Below are 20,807 nucleotides of genomic sequence, written 5' to 3'. Positions count from 1 at the left end.
CCCTGGTCCGCCAGGTGAACCAGTTCATCGACTGCGGGCAGCTGTGGTGGGATGCCGAGGCATCCTGCGCGTCCTGCGGTGCTGGCTGGTGGGAGCACCCGGATTCAGGCAAGCCGCCGGAAGATGTCCGCAGTGCCCTGCTGGCGGCGCATGGCCCAAGCCGACTGCGTGTGGTCGGTCCGGTGCCGAACCTGGGCTCGGTCTTGAAGGTTCTGCGGGAGGTCTGGGAGGTGTCACTTCCCCAGGCTCGTGAACTCGCCGACGAGCTCACTCACGCCGGCGTGGTCGGGACATTGGCGGAGATGGAGTTTCTGCACACCCGGCTGCGGAGCCGTGGCGTCGCAGCCGAGGTGAGGTCCGATGCCGGCCCGGAGGGTGAGCGGATTCCCTGGTAGCCAGTCTTTGATCAATTCGCCAACAGTGTCGTTCCAGGCGGGTGGGGGCGCTGGTGTGCCCGGCGGTTTCATAAGCCGCTCCAGGCGGGTTCGATCCCCGCACCCGCCACCGCGTTGCTGATAGAGATGAACCCATGCGGATCTCGGTGGCGGCGGACAGCGACGACGGAGTGGCCGGGCGCGTGGTGTCCGAGCTGCGCGGGCGGGGTCACGAGGTGCTGACCCACGGCGCACTCGACGACGGCGAACGCGACGACTGGGCCTGGGCCTGCGAACTGGCCGCCAGAGACGTCGCCGAGGGCCGGGCCGACCAGGCGGTGGTCTGCTGCTGGACGGGCACGGGCGCCTCGATCGCCGCCAACAAGGTGCCGGGCGTGCGCGCCGCGCTCTGCGTCGACGCCTACACCGCCGACGGGGCGCGCAAGTGGAACGACGCCAACGTGCTGGCCCTCAGCCTCCGCCTGACCTCCGACGTCGTGCTCGGCGAGATCCTCGACGCCTGGTTCGGCGGCCGGCCCAGCACCGATCCGGCCGACGTGGCCAACGTGGCGCACCTCGCGGAGATCTAGGCTCTGTGGCATGGACAACTTACGGTGCACGCACTGCGGCGAGGAGGGCCTCGAACCCGGGTTCGTCGCGGACCAGGGTGAGCACTCCCGGGGGTACGCCCGCTGGGTCGAAGGGGCCTTGCGGCGCGGGATCCTGGGCGGGGCCCGGCTGATGGGCCGTCCCAAGTGGGAGATCGACGCCTACCGCTGCCGTTCCTGCCATCACCTCGAACTCTTCGCCACCCGTCCCGACTAGGCCGTGCCCGCCGTCCGGGGCGACTCACAACCCTCGCGTCCGGGGGCACGGAAATCGTCGGTGCCGCCCTCTAGGGTGCTTGCCATGACCGACGTGCTGATCCGCGGCGGGCGGCCCTGGGGGCTCGCGTTCCCCGCCGACCTGCTCGTCCGCGACGGCCGCATCCACCAGGTGGGCGCGTCCCTCGACGCGCCCGGCGCCCTCGTCCTCGACGTCACCGGCCAGCTCGTCCTGCCCGGTCTCGTCGACGCCCATTGCCACCTCGACAAGACGCTCTACGGCGGCCCCTGGATCCCTCACTCCGCCGACGACTCGCTGGCCGGCCGCATCGCCAACGACCTGGGCCGCCGCGCCGAGCTGGGCGTGCCGAGCGCCGAGCGCGTCGGCGCGCTGCTGGCCCGGATGAGCGAGGCCGGCACCACCCACGTGCGCACCCACACCGACATCGACCCGTCCGTGGGCCTGCGGGGCGTGGAGGCCGTGCGCGAGGCCGCCGCCCGCTCCCCCGTCGACGTGCGGCAGGTCGCCTTCCCGCAACACGGCGTGCTCACCAACCCCGGCACCGCCGACCTGCTGGCCGAGGCGCTCAGAAGCGGCGTCGAGGCGGTCGGCGGCCTCGATCCGGCCGGCGTCGACCGCGATCCGGTGCGCCACCTCGACCTGATCTTCGGCCTGGCCGACCGGTTCGGCGCGCACATCGACATCCACCTCCACGACGGAGGCTCGCTGGGCGGCTGGGAGCTGGAGCTGATCATCGAGCGCACCAGGGCGCTGGGGCTCGGCGGCCGGGTGACGGTCAGCCACGCGTACGCGCTGGGCGAGCTCGGCGACGCCGCCCAGGACCGCCTGATCCAGGGCTTCCTCGACGCGGGCGTGGCCGTCGCCACCGCCGCCGTCTACAGCTACCCGGTGCCGCCGGTCAAGAAGCTGCGCGCCGCGGGCGTCACCGTCGCCTGCGGCCACGACGGCGTCCGCGACCTGTGGGGCCCCTACGGCTCGGGCGACATGCTGGAGCGTGCGATGCACCTCGCCTACCGCAGCGCGTTCCGCCGCGACGAGGACATCGAGCTCGCTCTGGAGGCGGCCACCTTGGGCGGCGCGCGGGCCCTCGGGCTGCCCGACTACGGGCTGGCTCCGGGCGACCGGGCCGACCTCGTCGTGGTGCCCGCGAGCGGCCCCGGAGAGGCCGTGGTCGTTCACCCTCGGCGCACTCTGGTCATGAAGGACGGCGTAGTCCTGCACAATTGACCGGCGGGACCATCGAAAGGCAGGCAAGTGCTCTCTATACACCAGCGGATCGCGGCAGAGCTCGACGTGCGCGACGGGCAGGTGCAGGCGGCGGTCGATCTGCTCGACGGCGGCGCCACCGTGCCGTTCATCGCGCGCTACCGCAAGGAGGTCACCGGCGCCCTCGACGACGCGCAGCTCCGCACGCTCGAAGAACGGCTGCGCTACCTTCGCGAGCTCGACGAGCGCCGGGCGGCGATCCTGGAGTCGATCGAGTCTCAGGGCAAGCTCGACGACGACCTGCGCGCGCAGATCATGGCGGCCGAGACCAAGGCCAGGCTCGAAGACATCTACCTGCCCTACAAGCCCAAGCGGCGCACCAAGGCGCAGATCGCCCGCGAGCTGGGCCTTGAGCCGCTGGCCGAGAAGCTGCTCGGCGACCCCACGCTCCACCCGGCCACGGTCGCCGCGGAGTTCGTCACCGAGGGCGTGGCCGACGCCGGCGCGGCCCTCGAAGGGGCCAGGGCGATCCTGATCGAGCGGTTCGCCGAAGACGCCGACCTCATCGGCGACCTGCGCGAGCGGCTGTGGAGCCGCGGCCGGCTGGTGTCGAAGGTGCGCGAGGGCAAGCAGGAGGCGGGGGCGAAGTTCTCCGACTACTTCGAGTTCACCGAGCCGTTCACCAAGCTGCCCTCCCACCGCGTCCTGGCGATGTTCAGGGGCGAGAAGGAGGAGGTCCTCAACGTCGTGCTGGAGCCCGGCGAGACCGCCGACTACGAGCTGCGCATCGGCGCCCGGTTCGGCATCTCCGACAAGGGGCGTCCGGCCGACGCGTGGCTGGCCGAGACCGTGCGCTGGGCCTGGCGCACCCGCATCCTCGTGCATCTCGGCATCGACCTGCGGATGCGCCTGTGGCAGGCGGCCGAGGAGGAGGCCGTGCGGGTCTTCGCCGCCAACCTGCGCGACCTGCTGCTCGCCGCCCCGGCCGGCACCCGCGCGACCATGGGCCTCGACCCCGGCCTGCGCACCGGCGTGAAGGTGGCCGTGGTCGACGCCACGGGCAAGGTCGTCGAGACCGCCACCATCTACCCCCACGAGCCCAAGCGCCAGTGGGACCAGTCGCTGGCCGTGCTCGGCGCGCTGGCCCAGAAGCACGGCGTCGAACTCATCGCCATCGGCAACGGCACCGCCTCGCGCGAGACCGACAAGCTGGCCGGCGACCTGGTCAAGCTCATGCCGTCGATCACCAAGATCGTGGTGTCGGAGGCGGGCGCCTCGGTCTACTCGGCCTCGGCCTACGCCTCCCAGGAGCTGCCCGACCTCGACGTGTCGCTGCGCGGCGCGGTCTCCATCGCCCGCCGGCTCCAGGACCCGCTGGCCGAGCTGGTCAAGATCGACCCCAAGTCGATCGGCGTCGGCCAGTACCAGCACGACCTGGCCGAGTCCAAGCTCTCCCGCTCGCTCGACGCCGTCGTCGAAGACTGCGTCAACGCGGTCGGGGTCGACGTCAACACGGCGTCCGCGCCCCTGCTCACGCGGGTGTCGGGCATCGGCGCGACGCTGGCCGAGGGCATCGTGCGCCACCGCGACGCCAACGGGCCGTTCCGTACCCGCACGGCGCTGAAGGAGGTCTCGCGGCTCGGGCCCAAGGCGTTCGAGCAGTGCGCCGGCTTCCTGCGCATCCCGGACGGCGACGACCCGCTCGACGCCTCCAGCGTGCACCCCGAGGCGTACCCGGTGGTCCGGCGCATCCTGAGCTCGGTCCAGACCGACCTCAAGTCGCTGATCGGCAACACCTCGGTCCTGCACACGATCCGGCCGCAGGACTTCATCGACGACACCTTCGGCCTGCCGACCGTCACCGACATCCTGCGCGAGCTGGAGAAGCCGGGTCGCGACCCGCGTCCGGCGTTCAAGACGGCCGCCTTCAAGGAGGGCGTGGAGAAGATCTCCGACCTGGTGGCGGGGATGATCCTGGAGGGCGTGGTCACCAACGTGGCCGCCTTCGGCGCGTTCATCGACATCGGCGTCCACCAGGACGGTCTGGCGCACGTGTCGGCCCTGTCCCGCACCTTCGTCAAGGACCCGCGCGACGTGGTCAAGCCCGGCGACATCGTCCGGGTCAAGGTGCTCGACGTCGACATCCCGCGCAAGCGCATCTCCCTGACCCTCCGCCTGGAGGACGAGGTCACCCAGCCGTCCGCGGAGGGCCGCCCGCCCCGCAAGTCCGGCACCCGCCCGGAGGGCGCCCGCAACAGCGACGGCGGCGGTCGCAACGGCAACCGTGACGGCTCCGCCCCCCGTGGCGAAGGCGGCCGCAACGGCGGCGCCCGCGACGGTGGCCGGGGCGACGGCGCTCGCGGTGACAGCGGTCGCGACGGCGGCCGCGACGGCGGCCGCGGTCAGGGTGGTCGTGGCGACGGCGGTCGTGGTCAGGGCCGCGGCGACGGTCAGCGCGGCAGCCAGCGCCGCCAGGACCGTCCGGCTCCCATGGGCGCGATGGCCGAAGCCCTCCGCAAGGCGGGCCTCGGCGGCGACAACCGCTGACCCAGCCACTGGACGGTGGGCCGGCCACCATCACCTGACCGGCCCACCATCCAGCCGACGCCGCCACACGCCGCCCATCATGACGGCCCACCATCCAGCCTGCGCCGACATACGCCGCCCATCATGACAGCCCACCGTCCAGCCTGCGCCAACCACACGCCGCCCTTGGCCCGCCACTCGCCAAGTGGCCCCCTGCGCCACCCCACCACCAGCCGACCCACCAGCCGGTGGAGCCGACCAACGACACCGCCACGCCAAGCGCGGCGCCGGTCGAAGCGAGCCGGTCCGGCCTGAGCGGAGGGTGAGGTGGTCGGGGGTGTCGGTGGTCGGGGGTGTCGGTGGTCGGGGGTGTCGGTGGGTGGGGGGTGTCGGTGGGTGGGGCGGTACGGTCGGGGGGTGAGCACAACTGCGTTTTCCGCGGCCGTCGCCCAAGCCCGCGACCTGCTTCGCTGGCGTTCGCCGCTGCGGACCGAGCTCTGGGCGGCCCGGCTCACCGCCGGTCTGGAGCCCGACGAGGTGGAGCCGTTCCTGCGCGAGCTGGCCGAGGACGGGAGCGCCGAGTCGCACCTCACCCTCGCCGCCCTGGCCGCGATCGACAGGACCGGTTGGACGGGGACGCACCCCCTCCCGGACGCCGACGACGAGCCGGCTGACCCGACGGCCGATCAGCATGTACCGGACGGAGACCGGCGGGACTCGGAGCCAGGAGTCCCCGGCACACAGGACCGGGAAGCCTTCGCCGCGTCCGGCACACAGGACCGGGAAGCTCTCGGGGCGTCCGAGGGGCGGGAGCCGGAATCGGATGAGGGACCGCTGCGGATTCTCGGGGTGGAGGTTCCCGGGACGACGTACGCCGATCTCGGACTGCCCGGCTGGGTAGGCCGTATGGGCCAGGTGACCTGCGAAGGAGCCTGGTACGGCAAGGCCGACCCGTACGGCGAGCAGACCTTGGCCGTCCTGTCGTTCCGGTACGGGAACGGCAAGGAGCCACACCTCCTCGTCGTCGGCATCGACCAGCCCAACGGCGGCCTCGCCGTCGACGCCGTCGTCGAGGAGGTCAAGTTCCTCGACGATCTGGGCCTGAGCCCGGCCGAGCCCGGGGTGGTGGCCGGGCGGGTGCTGGACGGGTTCGAGCTGGGCGACCGGATCATGGGGGCTCAGGTGGCCGACACGCTGGCCGCCGTCCGTCCGCTGGCCGTCGCGCGGGCCCTCGCCGTGCCGGGGCTCGTCCGGCAGGCGCCCGACGGGACGATGGCCGACTTCCACGACCTGCCCGACGTGCCGGGGGCGCGGGAGGCGTTCGAGAAGCTCGTGGAGTTCGTGGGCGGGCGTCCGCTGTGGTGGAGTCCGGCCCGGGTGAGCCAGTTCCTGACGTCGTGGCTGCCGAGGGAGGCCATCCTGTCGGACCCGGCGGTGGCCGCGATGCCGGAGGTGGTCCGGGCGTGGAGCCGCTTCAACGGCGGCCATCCCGCCGTCCTGCACCAGATCGACGTGGACGCCCCGCGCCTGCCCGCCCTGATGGCGGACGAGTCCCTGGCAGGGCTCGGGAAGCGCATCGCCCGCCGACAGCTTTGACGAGGGCCCGGGCAGCGAACGTGTGACCGAGGGGTGGGCCTTGCCGGAAGTGGGTGGACCGCGATGGGGGTGGGGGCGGCTATGCTGCGCAGTGACGTTTAGCAGTGCCCCACTTGGGCGTTTCGAGGGAGACTTGCGCGATGTACAAGGAGTTCGCTGTCGAGGCCGTCATGTGGCTCGTCCCGGTTGCGGTGCTGATCGGGGTCGCGCTCCTCGTCACCGCCTGACCCAGGACCCGAGGAGTGACGGGGGTCGGGCGCAGGCTCGGCCCTCGTCCGCTGCCTGAGGCGCGGCCGGGAGTCAGGATGCCCAGGCCGGCAGGGGGCCGTCCTGGCGGAGCCGTTTGAGCGCCTGCTTCTCCAGCTGCCTGACGCGTTCCCTGGTCAGCCCGAGACGGTCCGCGATCTCGCTGTGGCTCTGCGCCTTCTGCCCGGTGAGGCCGTACCGGAGCTTGATGACGAACGCCTCGCGCGGCGGCAGCGACGTGACCACCTCCCGGACGTCGGCGCTCATGGCACGGTGTTCGGCGACTTCCTGCACCCCCATGCCGTCCTCGTCGGCGATCAGGTCGGCGATGCGGCTCTCGCCGGACTCCCCGACCGGGAGGTCCAGGCTGACCACGTCCTGGCCGAGGCCGCGTAACGCGGCGACCTGGCCGGAGGGCAGCGCGGCCGACCGGGCGAGCTCGCCGTCCGTCGGGTCGCGGCCCAGGTCGGCGGCGAGCTGCCGCTCGACCCTGAGCAGCCGCGACAGCTCCTCGCCCACGCGGATGGGCAGCCGTACGGTGCGGCTCTTGTCGTGGATGCCGCGTTCGATGGCCTGGCGGATCCACCACATCCCGTACGTCGAGAACTTGTACCCGCGGGTGTAGTCGAACTTCTCCACGGCCCTGATCAGCCCGAGGTTGCCCTCCTGGATGACGTCGAGCAGCGGCAGCCCGCGGAAGGCGTAACGCTTGGCGGCGGCGACGACCAGGCGGAGGTTGGACCTGATCAGCTCGTCCTTGGCACGCCGCCCGTCGCGTACGAGGTGTTCGAGCTCGGGGGTGCCGTCGCCGCGCCCGATGAGGTGGCCCGCGTACAGGCCGGCCTCGATGCGGCGGGCGAGGTCGACTTCGTCCGCGGCGGAGAGGAGGGGGTTCTTGCCGATCTGCTTCAGGTACATGCCGAGCGGATCGGGCTCTGCGGCCGACATGTGCCGGCAACTACCCGGTGAACGGCGGCGAATTCCCGGCTTCGTTGAGTTCCGCGATGGCGAGTTCGGCCGTGCTGCGGATGTCGAAGAACTTGTCCAGCGCGGTGATCGCGAACAGGTGCTTGCACCGGCCGTTGAGACCGGACAGCAGCAGCTTGCCGCCGGAGGCGGTGACGGCCTTGTGCAGGTAGACCAGCACGGACAGGCCGGAGGAGTCGCAGACGCTGACGGCCTGCATGTCGATGACGAGGAGCGGCGGCTGGGTGAGGTCGAGCGCCTTGGTGACACGGTCGCGCACCTCGGCCGCGGACCCGAAGTCGAAATCTCCAGTCAGCCGCGCGATGACGCAGGGGCCCTGGAGTCCGAGGCTGATCGACAAAGCCTGCTCCGAAGTCACCCAGCTCCACCTACCTGCGTCGCTTTCCCACTTGTCGTCACTTCTCGACCACTTTACGAGAAGTAACGCCTTGGGTTGAACACCAGCATCTGCTCAATCTGGTCGTCGGTGACACCGGAGTCGAGCAGTGCGGCCAGTACGTCATCGTGAATGTGATCGTAGCGCCAGTTCGGCGCGAGCGTGCTTCTGGCCTCGTCCCATGCGCCGCCGAAGTAGTCCATGAAGCAGGCGGTGTCGTGGCTGAGGACCATGCGGTCGGCGTATCCGCGTCCGCAGAGGGCGGCGACCGTGGCCACGCGCTGCTCGGTCGAGTTGTAGGCGTCGAGACCGAACCGGTCCATCCCCAGCGTCGCGCCGGTGTCGGCCAGGCGCATCAGGTAGTCGAGGTCGTTGCTGTCGCCCGCGTGCCCGATGACCACCTTCTCCAGGTTCACCCCTTCCTTGGCGAACAGGTCGAGCACGAGCAGACCGCTCTGGGTGAAGGAGTTCGTGTGTACGGTGATCGGCGCCCCGGTCCGTACGTGGGCCCGCGCGACGGCCCGGCAGATGCGCTCGACGCCGGGCGTCAGGCCCTTGTGCTCCACCACGCACTTGAGCAACGCGGCCTTGACCCCGGTGTCGGCGATGCCCTCGGTGAGGTCCCGGACGAAGTCGTCGATCATCGGGTCCGGCATGTCGAGGAACAGGCCGGGGCCGCGGTGCTCGTACTGGTGGGGCAGTTCCTCGAAGGCGTAGAGGCCGGTGGCGACGACGATGTTGAGTCCGGGCACCCCGGCGGCCACGCGCTGGATGCGCGGGATGTGGCGGCCCAGGCCCCACACCGTCGGGTCGACGATCGTCCGCACGCCCTTGGCCGCCACCGCGTTGAGCTTCGAGATCGCGTCGGCGACCCGGAACTCCTCGTCCCACCAGGCGCCTTTGCCGTAGTTGTCCACGTGCTCGGCGGCCACGACGAAGACGTGCTCGTGCATCAGCGTCTGACCGAGCTCCTCGACGTCGATCGGACCGCGGACGGTCTCGACGGTGGGCATGGGACCTCCATACCGACTGGTCAGCAAGTGGGCCCAACCTAGGCCGCCCCTGCCGCACCGTCAACCATCCCCGGGTCGGCACGTCCACACCGCGGGTGGACGCGTCCGTACATGTCGGGACTCATCGGGTCAGGCGCGGGAACAGCGGCTCCGGCCGTGGCAACCGCTCCCCCGCCACCACCGCCGCCACCCGCGCCGCCGCCGTCGGCAGGAAGGGCTCCAGCTGGTCGGCCAGCGTCCGGCACGCCCCCACCAGCACGCCCAGTGACGCCTCCCGCTCGGCCGGGGTCTGCTTCCACGGCCGGACGCGTTCGACGTACCTGTTCGCCTCCTCGACCAGCCGCCACACCGCTCCGGCGGCCCGGCGGAAGTCGAAGTCCCCCAGCGCGCCGTGCACGTCGCCCGGCCCGAACTCCTCGCGCACCTCCGGCACGTTCCCGTCCAGGAACCGGTGGACCATGGTGACCACCCGGTTGACCAGGTTGCCCACGCCGTTGGCCAGGTCCTCGTCGGCCCTGGCGACCAGGCGTTCCTCGGTGAAGTCGGCGTCGCCCACGCGCGGCACCTCGCGCAGCAGCCACCACCGCACCGCGTCCACGCCGTACGCGTCCACCAGGGCCACCGGGTCGGCGGCCGTCCCGGACGACTTGCTGATCTTGCGGCCGTTCGCCGTGAGGTAGTCGTGCACGAAGATCTGCGAGGGCGGCGGCTGCCCGGCGGCCAGCAGCATCGCCGGCCAGTAGACCGCGTGGAAGCGGATCACCCCCTTCCCGACCAGGTGCACCTTGTCCGGCTCGGCCACCCACCAGCGCTCGTGGTCCGAGCCCTCCAGGGCGGTGACGTAGTTGGCGAGGGCGTCCCACCACACGTACACGACCTGGCTGGGATCGCCCGGCACGGGGATGCCCCAGCCGCGGGCGCGCGCCGCCGACCGCGAGACGCTGATGTCGGCCAGCCCCGCCTCGACGAACGCCAGCACCTCGTTGCGCCGGGCCGCCGGCTCGATGCGCAGGTCGCCGCCGCGGATGAGGTCGAGCAGGGCGTCCTGGTAGCGGGAGAGCCGGAAGAACCAGTTCCGCTCCGACACCGCCTGCAGGGGCGCCTCGTGCCCTTCCGCGCAGGGGCCCTCCGGGTAGAACTGCTCGCAGCCCACGCAGTAGAGCCCTTCGTAGTGCCGCTGGTAGAGGTCGCCTTCGACGGCCTTCCAGATGCGTTCGACGCCGGCGCGGTGCCCGGGATGGCTGCTCGTCCTGACGAACGCGTCGAAGGACAGGTCCAGCGGTTCCCGCAGCCCTTGGAAGGCGGCCGCGTTGCGGTCCACGAACTCCCGTACCGGCACTCCTTCGGCCTCGGCGGCCAGCACGTTCTTCAGCGAGTTGTCGTCGGTCCCGGTCTGGAACCGCACGGGTTCGCCGCGCCGCCGGTGGTGCCTGGCCAGCACGTCCGCCTGGACGAGCTCCAGCGCGTGCCCGAGGTGCGGACGCGCGTTGACGTAGGGGATGGTCGTCGTGATGTACATCGGTCGCCTCCCGAAGGGGCCCCGACACGACGAGAGGCCCCGGGTCGCAGGGCCTCAACAGGACGTCGTCGGTGAAACCCCCTACGGGGTCATCATCACCGCGCTGATCATCATGTTCGGCATCGTACCGTTCTCAGGCGAGCCCGGCGAGCTTGTAAAGCACCAGCGACCCGGCCACCGCCACGTTGAGGCTGGCCCCGGTGCCGATCATCGGGATCTCGACCACGGCGTCGAGCAGGTCGAGCGCCTCGCCGGGGATGCCGGTGGCCTCATGACCGAGCACGACGACGGTGGGCTCGCGGGCCATGGGCAGGTCGGCCAGCCTGATGGCGTTCTCGGCCAGCTCGACGCCCAGCACGCGCTCGCGCCGGGAGGCCAGCCAGGGCAGCGGTTTCACCCAGTGCACGCACGCCCCGGCCCGCAGCGTGTTCCCCCTGGCCAGCGCCTCGGGGACCCACGGCAGGCGCGGCACGGCCATGCAGGCGCCGGCCGCGTCGCAGGTGCGCAGCAGGGTGCCGAGGTTGACGCCGTGCATGGGCCACAGGGGGGCGACGGTGAGGTGGCCGAGGCATCGGGGCGGCCTGCGCCGCCGCTGGGCCCGGAGCTCTCCGGAGGTGCGCACCCGGATGCCGCTCATGCGGCCGGGAGGAGGTTCCTTACGCGGACGTTCACGAGGAGGGCGCTTTCGTCGGCACGCCCGGGCCATCACCGAAGGGATTCGCGGCCAGTCTACGCCCGCGAGCCGGTCGAGGCACGATCACGAGCGATGGCGTACGGCCCACGCGACCAGCCCCACGGCGAAGACCGCCACGCCCGCGAGCACGGACGCGAGCGGCAACGTGAACGCCAGCACCAGGCACAGGACCAGCCCGAGCACCGGCACGGCCTTGACCGGCGCGCCCTCGGCCCGCGAGAGCGTCAGCGCGCCGGCGTTGGCGATCGCGTAGTAGACCAGCACCCCGAACGAGGAGAACCCGATCGCGCCGCGCAGGTCGGCCACCAGCAGCAGCACGACCACCGCGGCCCCCACCGCCGCCTCGGCCCGGCGCGGGACCCGCCGCTGCGGATCGACCGCGGCCAGCACGCCCGGCAGGTCGCGCTCCCTGGCCATCGCCAGCACGGTGCGCGAGACGCCGAGCAGCAGCGCGAGCAGCGCCCCGAGCGAGGCCACCGCCGCCCCTGCCCCCACGACCGGGACCAGCCACTCGGCCCCGCCCCGCCGTGCGACGTCGGCCAGCGGCGCCGCCGACCCGGCCAGCCCGGACGCCCCGAGCGTGCGCAGGGCGGCCACCGCCACCAGCGTGTAGACGACGAGCGTGACGCCCAGGGCGATGCCGATCGCCCGCGGGATGGCCCGGGCCGGATCGCGCACCTCCTCCCCCAGCGTGGCGATCCTGGCGTATCCGGCGAACGCGAAGAACAGCAGCCCGGCGCCCTGAAGCACCCCCCACAGGCCGCCCCCGGACAGCGCGGCCTCGGGCGTCACAGACGACCGCTCCCCCGTCAGCCCGGCGACGATCACCGCCGCCAGCACGGCGAGCACGAGCACGACGATCACCCGGGCGACCGCGGCCGAGCGCTGGACGCCGTAGAGGTTGAGCAGGGTGATCGCGACGACCGCCGCGACGGCCAGGGGCCGGGCCGCGCCGGGGGCGACGTACGAGCCGAAGGTGAGCGCCATCGCGGCGCACGAGGCCGTCTTGCCGACGGTGAAGCCCCAGCCCGCCAGGTAGCCCCACAGCGGGCCGAGCCGTCGCCTGCCGTAGACGTAGGTGCCGCCGGACTCGGGGTAGAGCGCGGCCAGCCGGGCCGAGGACGTGGCGTTGCAGTAGGCCACGACGGCGGCGAGCGCGAGGGCGGCGAGCAGCCTGCCTCCCGCCGCGGCGGCGGCCGGGGCGAAGGCGGCGAACACGCCCGCGCCGATCATCGCGCTCAGCCCGACCACGACCGCGTCTCCGGTGCCCAGCCGCCGTGCCAGGCCGTCAGCCATGCCGCCCCTTCCTCCGGGCCCGTGCCCGCGTCGGGGGTCGCCGGTCAGGGGATCCCGAGGGGGCCCACTCTGCCGTACGTTCCCGGCGTTCCCGTCCCCGGGGCCGTCAGGAGGTCGCCTCGGGGCCCGGGACCACCAGCACGGGACGGCGGGCGTGGTGCAGGACGCGGTCCGAGGTGCTGCCGAGCAGCAACGACCGTACTCCGCCCAGTCCCCGTGTCCCGGTGACGATGAGGGTGGCGTCGATCTCGTCGGCCACGTCCACGATGGTCGACCACACCGCCACCGAGTCCAGGTCGCACCGCGGTGTCGCGTCGAGGCCGGCCTCGCGGGCCAGCTCGGCGCCGTGTCCGGCCAGCTCGGTCATCGCCTGGCCGATCGCCTCGTCCTCGGCCGCGGTGTTGTCGAGGGTCATCATGAGCCCGGCCGAGGCGCGGGCCGAGGTCATCGCCAGCCGCTCCCACACCGTCAGCACGACGGCGGACCTGTCCTGCACCGCTCGTCCGGCGAAGGCGATGGCGGCCTTGGAGTCGTCCGAACCGTCATAGGCGATCAAAATGGTCATGTTCACAGCTCCTTGCCCGAGGTCAGATGCCTCTCCTCTTTCCAGGAGCGGACCGTTCTCACGCGAAAAGGGGCGGGAAGATCATCCCGCCCCTCGCGAACCAGGCGTCACGCCAGCACGGCCGACACCCGCCGGGCCGCCGGCCTGAGCATCGACAGGCCCGCCAGCGCCAGCACCCCGATCTCGGTCACGACCACGACCCGCTGCGTCAGGCCCGCCGGGATGTCGTCGTTGCTCAAGGGGATGCCGAACATGCGCACCACGTACGGGACCACGACCAGCAGCAGCGCGCCGAGGGCCACGCCACTCAGCACCCGCATCGCCGTGGCGTACCTGGTCCTGGCCTTGGCCAGCAGGAAGCCCGCGGCGGGCATCACCAGGAAGGCGGCGAAGGCGGCGTAGCGGTGGATGCCTCCGGACAACGACAGCGGCACCCCGGGACGGTCGGTCGGGAACGCCCCGATCAGGAACATGCTCGCCCCCCACGCCAGCAGCAGCGCGACGACCCAGCGGTTCGCTCCGGAGCGGCGCAGCGCCTCGGCGATCAGCCCGGACCCGACGGCGAACAGCGTCAGCGAGGCCGGCAGCAACCATCCGGACGCCTGGAAGGCGTACTCGCTGATCACGCTGTGCAACGGGTCGAGGCCCGCTTCGGCGTGCAAGGTGAGCATGGCGCCGGTCCCGATGCCGATCGCCGTGAATCCACTGGCAAGCAATCCCTTCATGCCTTAAAGCTCGCGGAATGCGCTCTTTGCCAACATCGGAGATGAGCCCCAGCGGGCCCTGACTCGTCCCTTAAGACCTTGGTCGCGGGGCCTCAGGGTCGGGCCTCCGACCTGCGGGAAGATGACCCTGAGTAGGGCCTGCCCCCTCAGGGTGGCTACAGCCGGCGGCACCCTCGATTTGACTTCGAGTGCACTCAAAGGGTGAACCTGTACGCATGACGATCCAAGAGGCCGCCCAGCGTTCGGGCCTCAGCGCCCACACCTTGCGCTACTACGAGCGCATCGGGCTCATCCACTCGGTCGGCCGCAACCTCAGCGGGCACCGGGACTACGCGGAGGAGGATCTCCGCTGGCTGGACTTCCTCACCAAGCTCAGGACCACCGGCATGCCCATCGCCGACATGTGCCGTTACGCGGAGCTGCGCCGCATGGGCGAGCACACCTCCCCCGAGCGCCTGGCCATGCTGGAGCTGCACCGCGAGCGCGTCCAGGCCAGGATCGCCGAGCTGAGCAAGGACATCAAGGTCCTCGACCTGAAGATCGACGTCTACAAGGGCCGGGTGTGAACGGGCGTCCGCCCGCCCGCTAGCCGAGCGCGCCGGAGGCCGGGCGCCGGGCCTCGCGCCTGGTCACACCGGTCACGATCACCAGCGCGACCAGCACGACGGCGAGCAGCGGGACCGGCGTCGGCGTCAGCGCCGACAACAGCACCAGCACGGCCGCCCCCAGGAAGGCCGCGCTGTCGGCCGCACCGTAGCGGTGGGGCCGCACGTGCAGCAGCCAGACCATGAACAGGAACACCGCGACGGGCACCGAGACGGCCAGCGCCGCGCCCGTGCCGGACAGGTGGGCCGTGCCCGACTCGAAGTCGATGGCCACCTCGACCCCGGCGCTGAAGGCCCCGACGGCCGCGAAGACGGCGTAGTGGCCGTACCCCCACAGGATGGCGCGCCTGGTGGAGTCGAGGATGTCGGCGGTCGGCGGGTCGAAGTAGAGCCACCACATGGCGAACGCGATCACCAGCGCGCCCAGGGCCAGCACGATCAGCTCGGGCCGCAGGCCGCCGCCGCGCGCCTCGCCCTGGAAGGCCACCGTGGCGGCCAGCACGTTCTCGCCCATCATGATGATCGTGAACGAGCCGTACCGCTCGGCGATGTGGTGCGGGTGCCAGGCGGTCGGGCTGCCGCGCTCGGCCCATACGGGCACCGAGAGCTCCAGGACGACGCCGAACGCGAACGCCGCCAGGTACCACTCCCCCGGCACGACCAGCAGCGGGATCCAGCCGGCCTGCGCGAGGCAGATGCCGACGGCGTACCGCACGGCCGTAGGCCGTCCCGCCGGGTCGCCGCAGGCCGCGCGCAGCCAGTGGGCGGCCATGGCCAGGCGCATGATCAGGTATCCGGCGTAGACGACGCGGAAGTCGTGGTCCTGGAACGCCCTGGGCACCCCGGCGGCCAGCACCAGCACGCCCGACATCTGCACGAGTGTGGTCAGCCGGAACAGCCAGTCGTCGTTGTCGTAGGCGGAGGCGAACCAGGTGTGGTTCATCCACGCCCACCAGATGGCGAAGAACGTGGTCAGGTAGCCGAGGACGCCCTGGGCCAGGTGCCCTTCGCTGAGCGCGTGGTGGAGCTGGGAGCCGGCGAAGGAGACCGCGACGACGAAGCACAGGTCGAAGAAGAGTTCGAGGTTGGTGGCGGTGCGATGGGACTCGCCCGCGTCGCGTGCCCGCATGGGCCGGAGCCGGATCATCCTCCGATGTCTACACCAGGACGTCCGGCAGGTCGAAGTAGGCGCGGACCGCGGTCGCGCCGGGGCGGGTGTGGACGCGTACGAGGTCGCTGAGCAGGTTGACGATGAGCAGGCCGCGCGAGCCGGAGCGCTGCGCCTCGACGGGGACGCGTCCGGCCAGCGGATCGGCGATGTGACCGCGGTCGGCGACCTCGCAGACCAGCCGCGCGTCCTCGGTCCAGATCCTGACCAGGCCGGAGCCGCCGCCGTGGTCGAGGCTGTTCGCGCCGAGTTCGGCCACCACGAGGCGGATGTCGTCGAGCCGGTCGTCCCCGAAGCCCGCCGCACTGGCCTGCTCGCCCGCGAGGTTGCGGGCCGCGGCCAGGTCGGTGCGGTCGAAACGCAGCGAGACGCACTCCGCCGGCTCGTCGAAGGGCCGGTTGTGCCGGGCGACGACCAGATCGGGCGCGTAGCGGGGGCTGGCCCGCTCACCTGTGGCGTCGCGCAGCACGGGATGGGTGCGCTCGGCCTCGCGCAGCACCTCGGGCGTCAGCCCCTCCAGGTCGTACGGGCACAGGATCGTGACGTGCCGGCCCGCGAACGACAGGTTGATCAGCGCCTCGTGCTGGGCGCAGGCCGGGTATTCGGTGCCCGAGCGGCCGGGCCAGACGGGCTCGCCGATGATCCGCACGTGCTGGCCGGGATGCCGGTCGGCGACGGCCCGCAGCACGGCGGGGATGATGCGCCCCGGGTTGCGGCCCGCCACGCCCATGTCGATCAGGGTCACCCGGGAGGCGTCGGCGCCGAGCCCGGCCTCGATCTTGGCCAGATTCGCGGCGGGCACGGCCACCGCGACGGGCTCGCCTGCGGCCAGCCCCTCGCGCACGAAATCCGTGGTGGCAGCCACATATTCCGGGTCACCTCGGTAGAAGAGGGCCGGATGCACGAAGAGGTCCGCCGACATCAGGCATCACGGTACCTGCGCATGAGGACTCCAAGACAATCAAATGGGTATTTGTCGGGTGTGAAGAGACTTCAGCTCGTACGCAGGCCCCTGAGGGGGCGCCGGTACTCCCACCTCGATCTGCGGACCCCTTCAGGGCGACGCCTCCCGTTCTGATCGCCGCGAACCTATGCTCGGGACATGTCGGAAATGCAGATGCGGGTCTCCGACGAGGACCGGGAGCGCACGGCAGGGCAGCTCCAGCAGGCGTTCGCCGAAGGCCGCCTGACGCGTCCCGAGCTCGAAGACCGGCTTGAACTCGCGTTCACCTCCAAGACCTATGGCGACCTGCTCGGCCTGATCACCGATCTGCCCGCCGGGACGGCACCGGCCGACGACGTGGTCGAGCTGGAGTCCAAGAGCGGCCACGTGCGCCGCTCGGGCGACTGGGCCGTCCCTCGGCGGCTGCGGATCGCCTCCAGGTACGGCAGCGTCGATCTCGACCTGTCCCAGGCCGTCATCCCCCACCCGGTCGTCGACCTCGAACTCGACCTCACGTACGGCTCCGCCAAGATCGTCGTTCCCGAGGGCGCCGTCGTGAACGTGGACGCCTTCCGCACCGACTGGGGGCAGACCGTCGTCACCGACGTGCCCGGCAGGCGGCGGCCCGGCGTGCTCTACCTGGTGGTCGGCGGCCGGGCCAAGTACGGCGGCCTGCGGGTGCGCTATCCGCGCAAACGCTGGTTCACCCACTGATGGAAGGCCGAGATGTGGTGCTCGCTCGGCACCAGCACGCCGCCCGCCCGGTAGGCGCGTGACCCCATGCCGAGCTGGGTCCGCTCGCAGGCGTCGAAGTCCTGCTCGTTGACCCGGTGGAACAGCTCGACCGACGGCGACAGGTCGGCCCCGGAGGCCACCACGTCCGGGTGGTAGAGCCAGTCGCACTCGACGACCGTGCGGTCGGCGGCCATGGGGAACATCCGGTGCAGGATCACGTGGTCGGGCACCAGGTTGACGAACACCTGCGGCTTGACGGTGATCGCGTAGTAGCGGCGGTCCTGCTCCGGCGCCACGTCGGGGAGGCGGCCGAAGCCCGCGCCGCCGTCCACGGTGAAGCCCTCGACACGCGGCGCGAACTCGGCGCCGTGGCCCACGTAGTACTGGGCGGCGTACCCGCCGGCGAACTCGGGCAGCACGGCCACCAGCTCGGGGTGGATCGTGGCGCAGTGGTAGCACTCCATGAAGTTCTCGACGACGAGCTTCCAGTTGGCCTTGACGTCGTAGACGACGCGGCGGCCCAGGGCGAGCCGGTCGACGTGGTAGTTCTCGATCGCGGCAGGGTCGCCGAGGCGCTCGGTGGCCGCGTACGTGACGGTGTCCTCGAAGGAGGGCGGCTCGTCGGCCAGGCACACCCAGGCGTAGCCGAGCCATTCGCGCAGGGCCACCGGGACCAGGCCGTACTCGACGCGGTCGACGTCGGGCATCCTCGCCAGGTTGGGGGCGGCGGCGAGGCGGCCGTCCAGGTCGTAGGACCAGGCGTGGTAGGCGCACCTGATCGTCCGTCTGACCTCGCCCTGCTCCTCCATGCACAGCCGCGCCCCGCGGTGGCGGCAGACGTTGAGGAAGGCGCGCAGCAGCCCGTCGCGCCCGCGGACCACGATCACGCTCTCGCCGCCCACCTGGACGGTCCGGAACGCGCCGGGGCCGGGCAGGTCGCCGGCCCGGACGGCGCAGAACCACATGGACTCGAAGATCTTGGCCTGCTCCTCGGCGAACAGGTCGGGATCGGTGTAGGAGCGGCCGGGAAGCGTGGAGATCAAGCTCGACGTGGTGGTCAACCGACACCCCTTGTTGCGTATTACGCACCGAGTTGCTCTATATGCGACATCGTCCGGCGGCTTTCACAAGGCTGTCAAGAGGTAGGAGCTGAACCTGCGCAGCGACTCCGTGTGCACCCAGGTCGCCATCCGGTCGGGGAGCAGTCCGGCGAACGAGCGCTGCCGGTTCGTCACCTCGGTCCCGGCGATCATGGCGGGCCGCCGCGCGATCCGCGCCCTGGCCCGCTCGTACGCGCGCAGGTCGCCACCGGCCGAGCGGGTCAGCAGCCAGGCGTCCTCCAGCGCCTGGTTGGCGCCCTGGGCCATGGTGGGCGGCATGGTGTGGGCCGCGTCCCCGGCCAGCGTGGTCGGGCCCCTGCCCCACACCCGGGGGATCGTGTGCCGGTGGTGCGGGAAGAAGTCGATCTCCTTCATCGTCTCCAGCACCGTGGGCACCGGGTCGGCCCAGCCGCCGAACCGCTCGCGCAGGCGCGGCACGATGTCGGGGTCGTCCCCCCAGAACGCCCCGCCGGGCGACGCCTGGACGTCGAACCACCACAGCAGCCTGCCCTCGCCCGCCGGGATCAGCCCGCACAGCTCCCGCCGTCCGGCGATCATCACGGCCCGGCGAGCCCCGGTCAGCGACGTCGGCGCGGTGGTGAACCCCTGCCAGGTGACCCAGCCGCTCAGCGTGGCCGGATCGTCCCCCCACAGGGCGCGGCGCACCGCCGACCTGCGCCCGTCGGCCCCCACCAGCAGGTCGCCGCGTACGACGCGGCCGTCGGACAGCCGCGCCTCGGCCCGCTCGGGCTCGGCGTGCTCGACGCCCGCGCCGTAGACGACGGGCACACCCTCGCACAACGCCTCGACCAGCTCGCGCCGGGCCACGTGGACGCACGGACGCCCGTAGCGCCGCTCGGCGGCGGTGAGGTCGATGGTGAACAGCCGGCGGCCGTCGTCGGCCCATGACTCCATCGTCTCCAGCCGCCATCCGACGTCCGCGTGCCCGACGCCGAGCTCGTCGAGGATGGCCGTGCTGCCGGGCCACAGGGTGACCGAGCCGCCCGCCGTGCGCTGCTCGGGCGCCTTCTCGTACACCTCGACGTCATGACCGGCGTTCAGCAGGCCGCGCGCCGCCGCGAGCCCCGCGACCCCGGCTCCCGCCACGATTACTCTCATAGAAGCCCCACTTTGAGAGACTGTCAGTATCAGATACTTGGAGTATCACAATGTCCGCGCGTGGCCGCAAGCCCGACCCCACGGTCCATCACCGCATCAGGCAGGCCGCCACCGAGCTGCTGCTCTCCCACGGTCTGGACTTCACCATGGACGACGTCGCCCACGCGGCAGGCGTGGGCCGGGCGAGCGTGTTCCGTCGCTACGCCACCAAACGCGACATGCTGCTCGAATCGCTCGGCGGCCTCATGGACACGCACGTCGCCGTCCCCGACACCGGCTCGCTCGAAGGCGACCTGCGCGTGGTGGTCGCCGACACCCTCGCCCTGTGGCGGCAGCCCGGCGTCGCCCGCCTGACCAGGCAGATGTACGGCGAGACCGGCCGCGACCCCGCCGTGGCCGACATCATCCGCACCGGCATGCGCACCCGCATGGAACGTTCGTGGATCGTCTACGAGCGCGCGATCGACCGCGGCGAGCTGCCCCCGGACGCCGACCTGTGGCTGCTGACGGACCTGTTCGCGGGCCTGGTGACCTACCGAGGCATGCTCGACCTGCCCATGCCCGGCCCCGCGGAGGTCGTCGAGGTGCTGCTGCGCGGCTTTACGCGCATCTGACGGCCGGAATGTTAGCGGCGTGCAAGCGGCGATCAAGCAGAGATCGCTAATGTCCTCCTCGTACGGAAAACCAACGAAGGGCACCAAAAATGACTCCCCCTCGCCGACTCGCCCTCGCGGTCGCGACGATCTCCCTTGCCGTTCTGTCCACCGCCTGCGGTGCCGTCGGCCAGGCCGTTGACTGCAACAGCGCCGTCAACGAGCTTTCGAAGATCACCACTGAGTGGAGCGGCGCCATCACGAAGAACGCCACGGACACCGCGGCGATCGGCGACGCCTCCAAGGCCGCCGCCGCCAAGACCAAGGAGCTCGCCGGCAAGTACGACGGCGACGTCGCGGCCGCCCTGAACGACTTCGCCTCCGGCTTCGAGAGCCTGGAGAGCGGCGACCTCAGCAAGGCGACCGAGTTCAGCGGCAAGATGAGCGGCTTCACCACCAAGATCACCGCCGCCTGCTCCTGATCGGCCCGCGGTCGCCGCACCGCCTGCGGGGGGCAGGCCGGCGCGGTGACCGCGTCATCCGGTCCGTCGGAATGGGGAACGGACAGGACCGGA

The 20,807-nt window shown here is 71.7% G+C and carries 22 protein-coding genes and 1 tRNA gene; 11 read left to right on the top strand and 12 right to left on the bottom strand.

Annotated features, from left to right (window positions below; translation table 11 throughout):
* The first annotated feature begins 14 nt into the window (after window positions 1-14).
* The 7 genes from ABZ815_RS18715 (at window position 15) to ABZ815_RS18685 (ending at window position 6,548) form a co-directional block, all read left to right on the top strand.
* Complete coding sequence (locus ABZ815_RS18715) at window positions 15-395, top strand: hypothetical protein (RefSeq protein WP_357699358.1); 381 nt, start codon at window positions 15-17, stop codon at window positions 393-395.
* A 36-nt stretch (window positions 396-431) separates the two neighbouring features.
* Window positions 432-504, top strand: a tRNA-Met gene (locus ABZ815_RS18710).
* 25 nt (window positions 505-529) lie between these two features.
* Complete coding sequence (locus tag ABZ815_RS18705) at window positions 530-964, top strand: RpiB/LacA/LacB family sugar-phosphate isomerase (RefSeq protein WP_357699356.1); 435 nt, start codon at window positions 530-532, stop codon at window positions 962-964.
* 10 nt (window positions 965-974) lie between these two features.
* Complete coding sequence (locus ABZ815_RS18700) at window positions 975-1,199, top strand: hypothetical protein (protein WP_357699355.1); 225 nt, start codon at window positions 975-977, stop codon at window positions 1,197-1,199.
* Between the two features lie 84 nt (window positions 1,200-1,283).
* Entirely contained in the window at window positions 1,284-2,447 is a 1,164-nt protein-coding gene (locus tag ABZ815_RS18695; RefSeq protein WP_357699353.1) for an amidohydrolase, read from the top strand.
* A gap of 27 nt (window positions 2,448-2,474) precedes the next feature.
* Entirely contained in the window at window positions 2,475-4,973 is a 2,499-nt protein-coding gene (locus ABZ815_RS18690; protein WP_357699351.1) for a Tex family protein, read from the top strand.
* A 396-nt stretch (window positions 4,974-5,369) separates the two neighbouring features.
* Window positions 5,370-6,548, top strand: coding sequence for a hypothetical protein (locus ABZ815_RS18685; protein ID WP_357699349.1), 1,179 nt, complete (start codon window positions 5,370-5,372; stop codon window positions 6,546-6,548).
* A 300-nt stretch (window positions 6,549-6,848) separates the two neighbouring features.
* Here the strand turns inward: ABZ815_RS18685 and ABZ815_RS18680 are convergent, their stop codons facing one another.
* The 8 genes from ABZ815_RS18680 to ABZ815_RS18645 form a co-directional block, all read right to left on the bottom strand.
* The gene (locus ABZ815_RS18680) at window positions 6,849-7,742 is read right to left on the bottom strand and encodes a sigma-70 family RNA polymerase sigma factor (protein ID WP_357699347.1); all 894 of its coding nucleotides are present in this window, start codon (window positions 7,740-7,742) and stop codon (window positions 6,849-6,851) included.
* 10 nt (window positions 7,743-7,752) lie between these two features.
* Window positions 7,753-8,139 (bottom strand): STAS domain-containing protein, encoded by a 387-nt coding sequence (locus ABZ815_RS18675; RefSeq protein WP_352327166.1) that lies wholly within the window; start codon window positions 8,137-8,139, stop codon window positions 7,753-7,755.
* A gap of 53 nt (window positions 8,140-8,192) precedes the next feature.
* Window positions 8,193-9,170 carry a phosphotriesterase-related protein gene (locus ABZ815_RS18670; RefSeq protein ID WP_357699345.1) on the bottom strand — a complete coding sequence of 326 codons (978 nt, stop codon included), beginning with the start codon at window positions 9,168-9,170 and terminating at the stop codon, window positions 8,193-8,195.
* 121 nt (window positions 9,171-9,291) lie between these two features.
* Entirely contained in the window at window positions 9,292-10,689 is a 1,398-nt protein-coding gene (locus tag ABZ815_RS18665; protein ID WP_357699344.1) for a methionine--tRNA ligase, read from the bottom strand.
* Between the two features lie 133 nt (window positions 10,690-10,822).
* Window positions 10,823-11,326 (bottom strand): TrmH family RNA methyltransferase, encoded by a 504-nt coding sequence (locus ABZ815_RS18660; RefSeq protein WP_357699342.1) that lies wholly within the window; start codon window positions 11,324-11,326, stop codon window positions 10,823-10,825.
* A 120-nt stretch (window positions 11,327-11,446) separates the two neighbouring features.
* Window positions 11,447-12,679: an APC family permease gene (locus ABZ815_RS18655; RefSeq protein ID WP_357699340.1), complete on the bottom strand. Its 1,233-nt coding sequence runs from the start codon at window positions 12,677-12,679 to the stop codon at window positions 11,447-11,449.
* Between the two features lie 106 nt (window positions 12,680-12,785).
* Complete coding sequence (locus ABZ815_RS18650; protein ID WP_357699338.1) at window positions 12,786-13,244, bottom strand: universal stress protein; 459 nt, start codon at window positions 13,242-13,244, stop codon at window positions 12,786-12,788.
* 107 nt (window positions 13,245-13,351) lie between these two features.
* A complete protein-coding gene (locus ABZ815_RS18645; protein WP_357699336.1) occupies window positions 13,352-13,969 on the bottom strand; it encodes a DUF998 domain-containing protein in 618 nt (205 codons plus the stop codon).
* A 215-nt stretch (window positions 13,970-14,184) separates the two neighbouring features.
* Between ABZ815_RS18645 and ABZ815_RS18640 the strand changes: the two genes are divergently transcribed.
* On the top strand, window positions 14,185-14,535 hold the full coding sequence (locus ABZ815_RS18640) for a MerR family transcriptional regulator (RefSeq protein ID WP_357699334.1): 351 nt from the start codon (window positions 14,185-14,187) through the stop codon (window positions 14,533-14,535).
* 19 nt (window positions 14,536-14,554) lie between these two features.
* On the opposite strand, the gene ABZ815_RS18635 is transcribed toward ABZ815_RS18640, so the two are convergent.
* Window positions 14,555-15,721: a low temperature requirement protein A gene (locus ABZ815_RS18635; RefSeq protein WP_357699332.1), complete on the bottom strand. Its 1,167-nt coding sequence runs from the start codon at window positions 15,719-15,721 to the stop codon at window positions 14,555-14,557.
* 10 nt (window positions 15,722-15,731) lie between these two features.
* Window positions 15,732-16,664, bottom strand: a complete 933-nt coding sequence (locus ABZ815_RS18630) for a sensor histidine kinase (protein WP_357699330.1) — start codon at window positions 16,662-16,664, stop codon at window positions 15,732-15,734.
* Window positions 16,665-16,844: 180 nt separating this feature from the next.
* On the opposite strand from ABZ815_RS18630, the gene ABZ815_RS18625 reads away from it, so the two are divergent.
* Entirely contained in the window at window positions 16,845-17,399 is a 555-nt protein-coding gene (locus ABZ815_RS18625) for a DUF1707 domain-containing protein (RefSeq protein ID WP_357699328.1), read from the top strand.
* Here the strand turns inward: ABZ815_RS18625 and ABZ815_RS18620 are convergent.
* Together ABZ815_RS18620 and ABZ815_RS18615 are read right to left on the bottom strand one after the other, a co-directional pair.
* Window positions 17,369-18,481 (bottom strand): aromatic ring-hydroxylating dioxygenase subunit alpha, encoded by a 1,113-nt coding sequence (locus ABZ815_RS18620; protein ID WP_357699326.1) that lies wholly within the window; start codon window positions 18,479-18,481, stop codon window positions 17,369-17,371. The genes ABZ815_RS18625 and ABZ815_RS18620 overlap by 31 nt on opposite strands.
* A 63-nt stretch (window positions 18,482-18,544) precedes the next feature.
* Window positions 18,545-19,639 carry an NAD(P)/FAD-dependent oxidoreductase gene (locus ABZ815_RS18615; RefSeq protein WP_357699324.1) on the bottom strand — a complete coding sequence of 365 codons (1,095 nt, stop codon included), beginning with the start codon at window positions 19,637-19,639 and terminating at the stop codon, window positions 18,545-18,547.
* Window positions 19,640-19,689: 50 nt separating this feature from the next.
* Here ABZ815_RS18615 and ABZ815_RS18610 point away from each other — a divergent pair, with 50 nt between their 5' ends.
* Both ABZ815_RS18610 and ABZ815_RS18605 read left to right on the top strand, forming a co-directional pair.
* Window positions 19,690-20,253: a TetR/AcrR family transcriptional regulator gene (locus ABZ815_RS18610; RefSeq protein WP_357699322.1), complete on the top strand. Its 564-nt coding sequence runs from the start codon at window positions 19,690-19,692 to the stop codon at window positions 20,251-20,253.
* An 89-nt stretch (window positions 20,254-20,342) separates the two neighbouring features.
* The gene (locus ABZ815_RS18605; protein ID WP_357699320.1) at window positions 20,343-20,714 is read left to right on the top strand and encodes a hypothetical protein; all 372 of its coding nucleotides are present in this window, start codon (window positions 20,343-20,345) and stop codon (window positions 20,712-20,714) included.
* Window positions 20,715-20,807: the final 93 nt, after the last annotated feature.

It is taken from the genome of Nonomuraea sp. NPDC047529, from assembly GCF_040642995.1.
Lineage (GTDB): Bacteria > Actinomycetota > Actinomycetes > Streptosporangiales > Streptosporangiaceae > Nonomuraea.
This window is presented reverse-complemented; position numbering and strand designations above follow the sequence as displayed.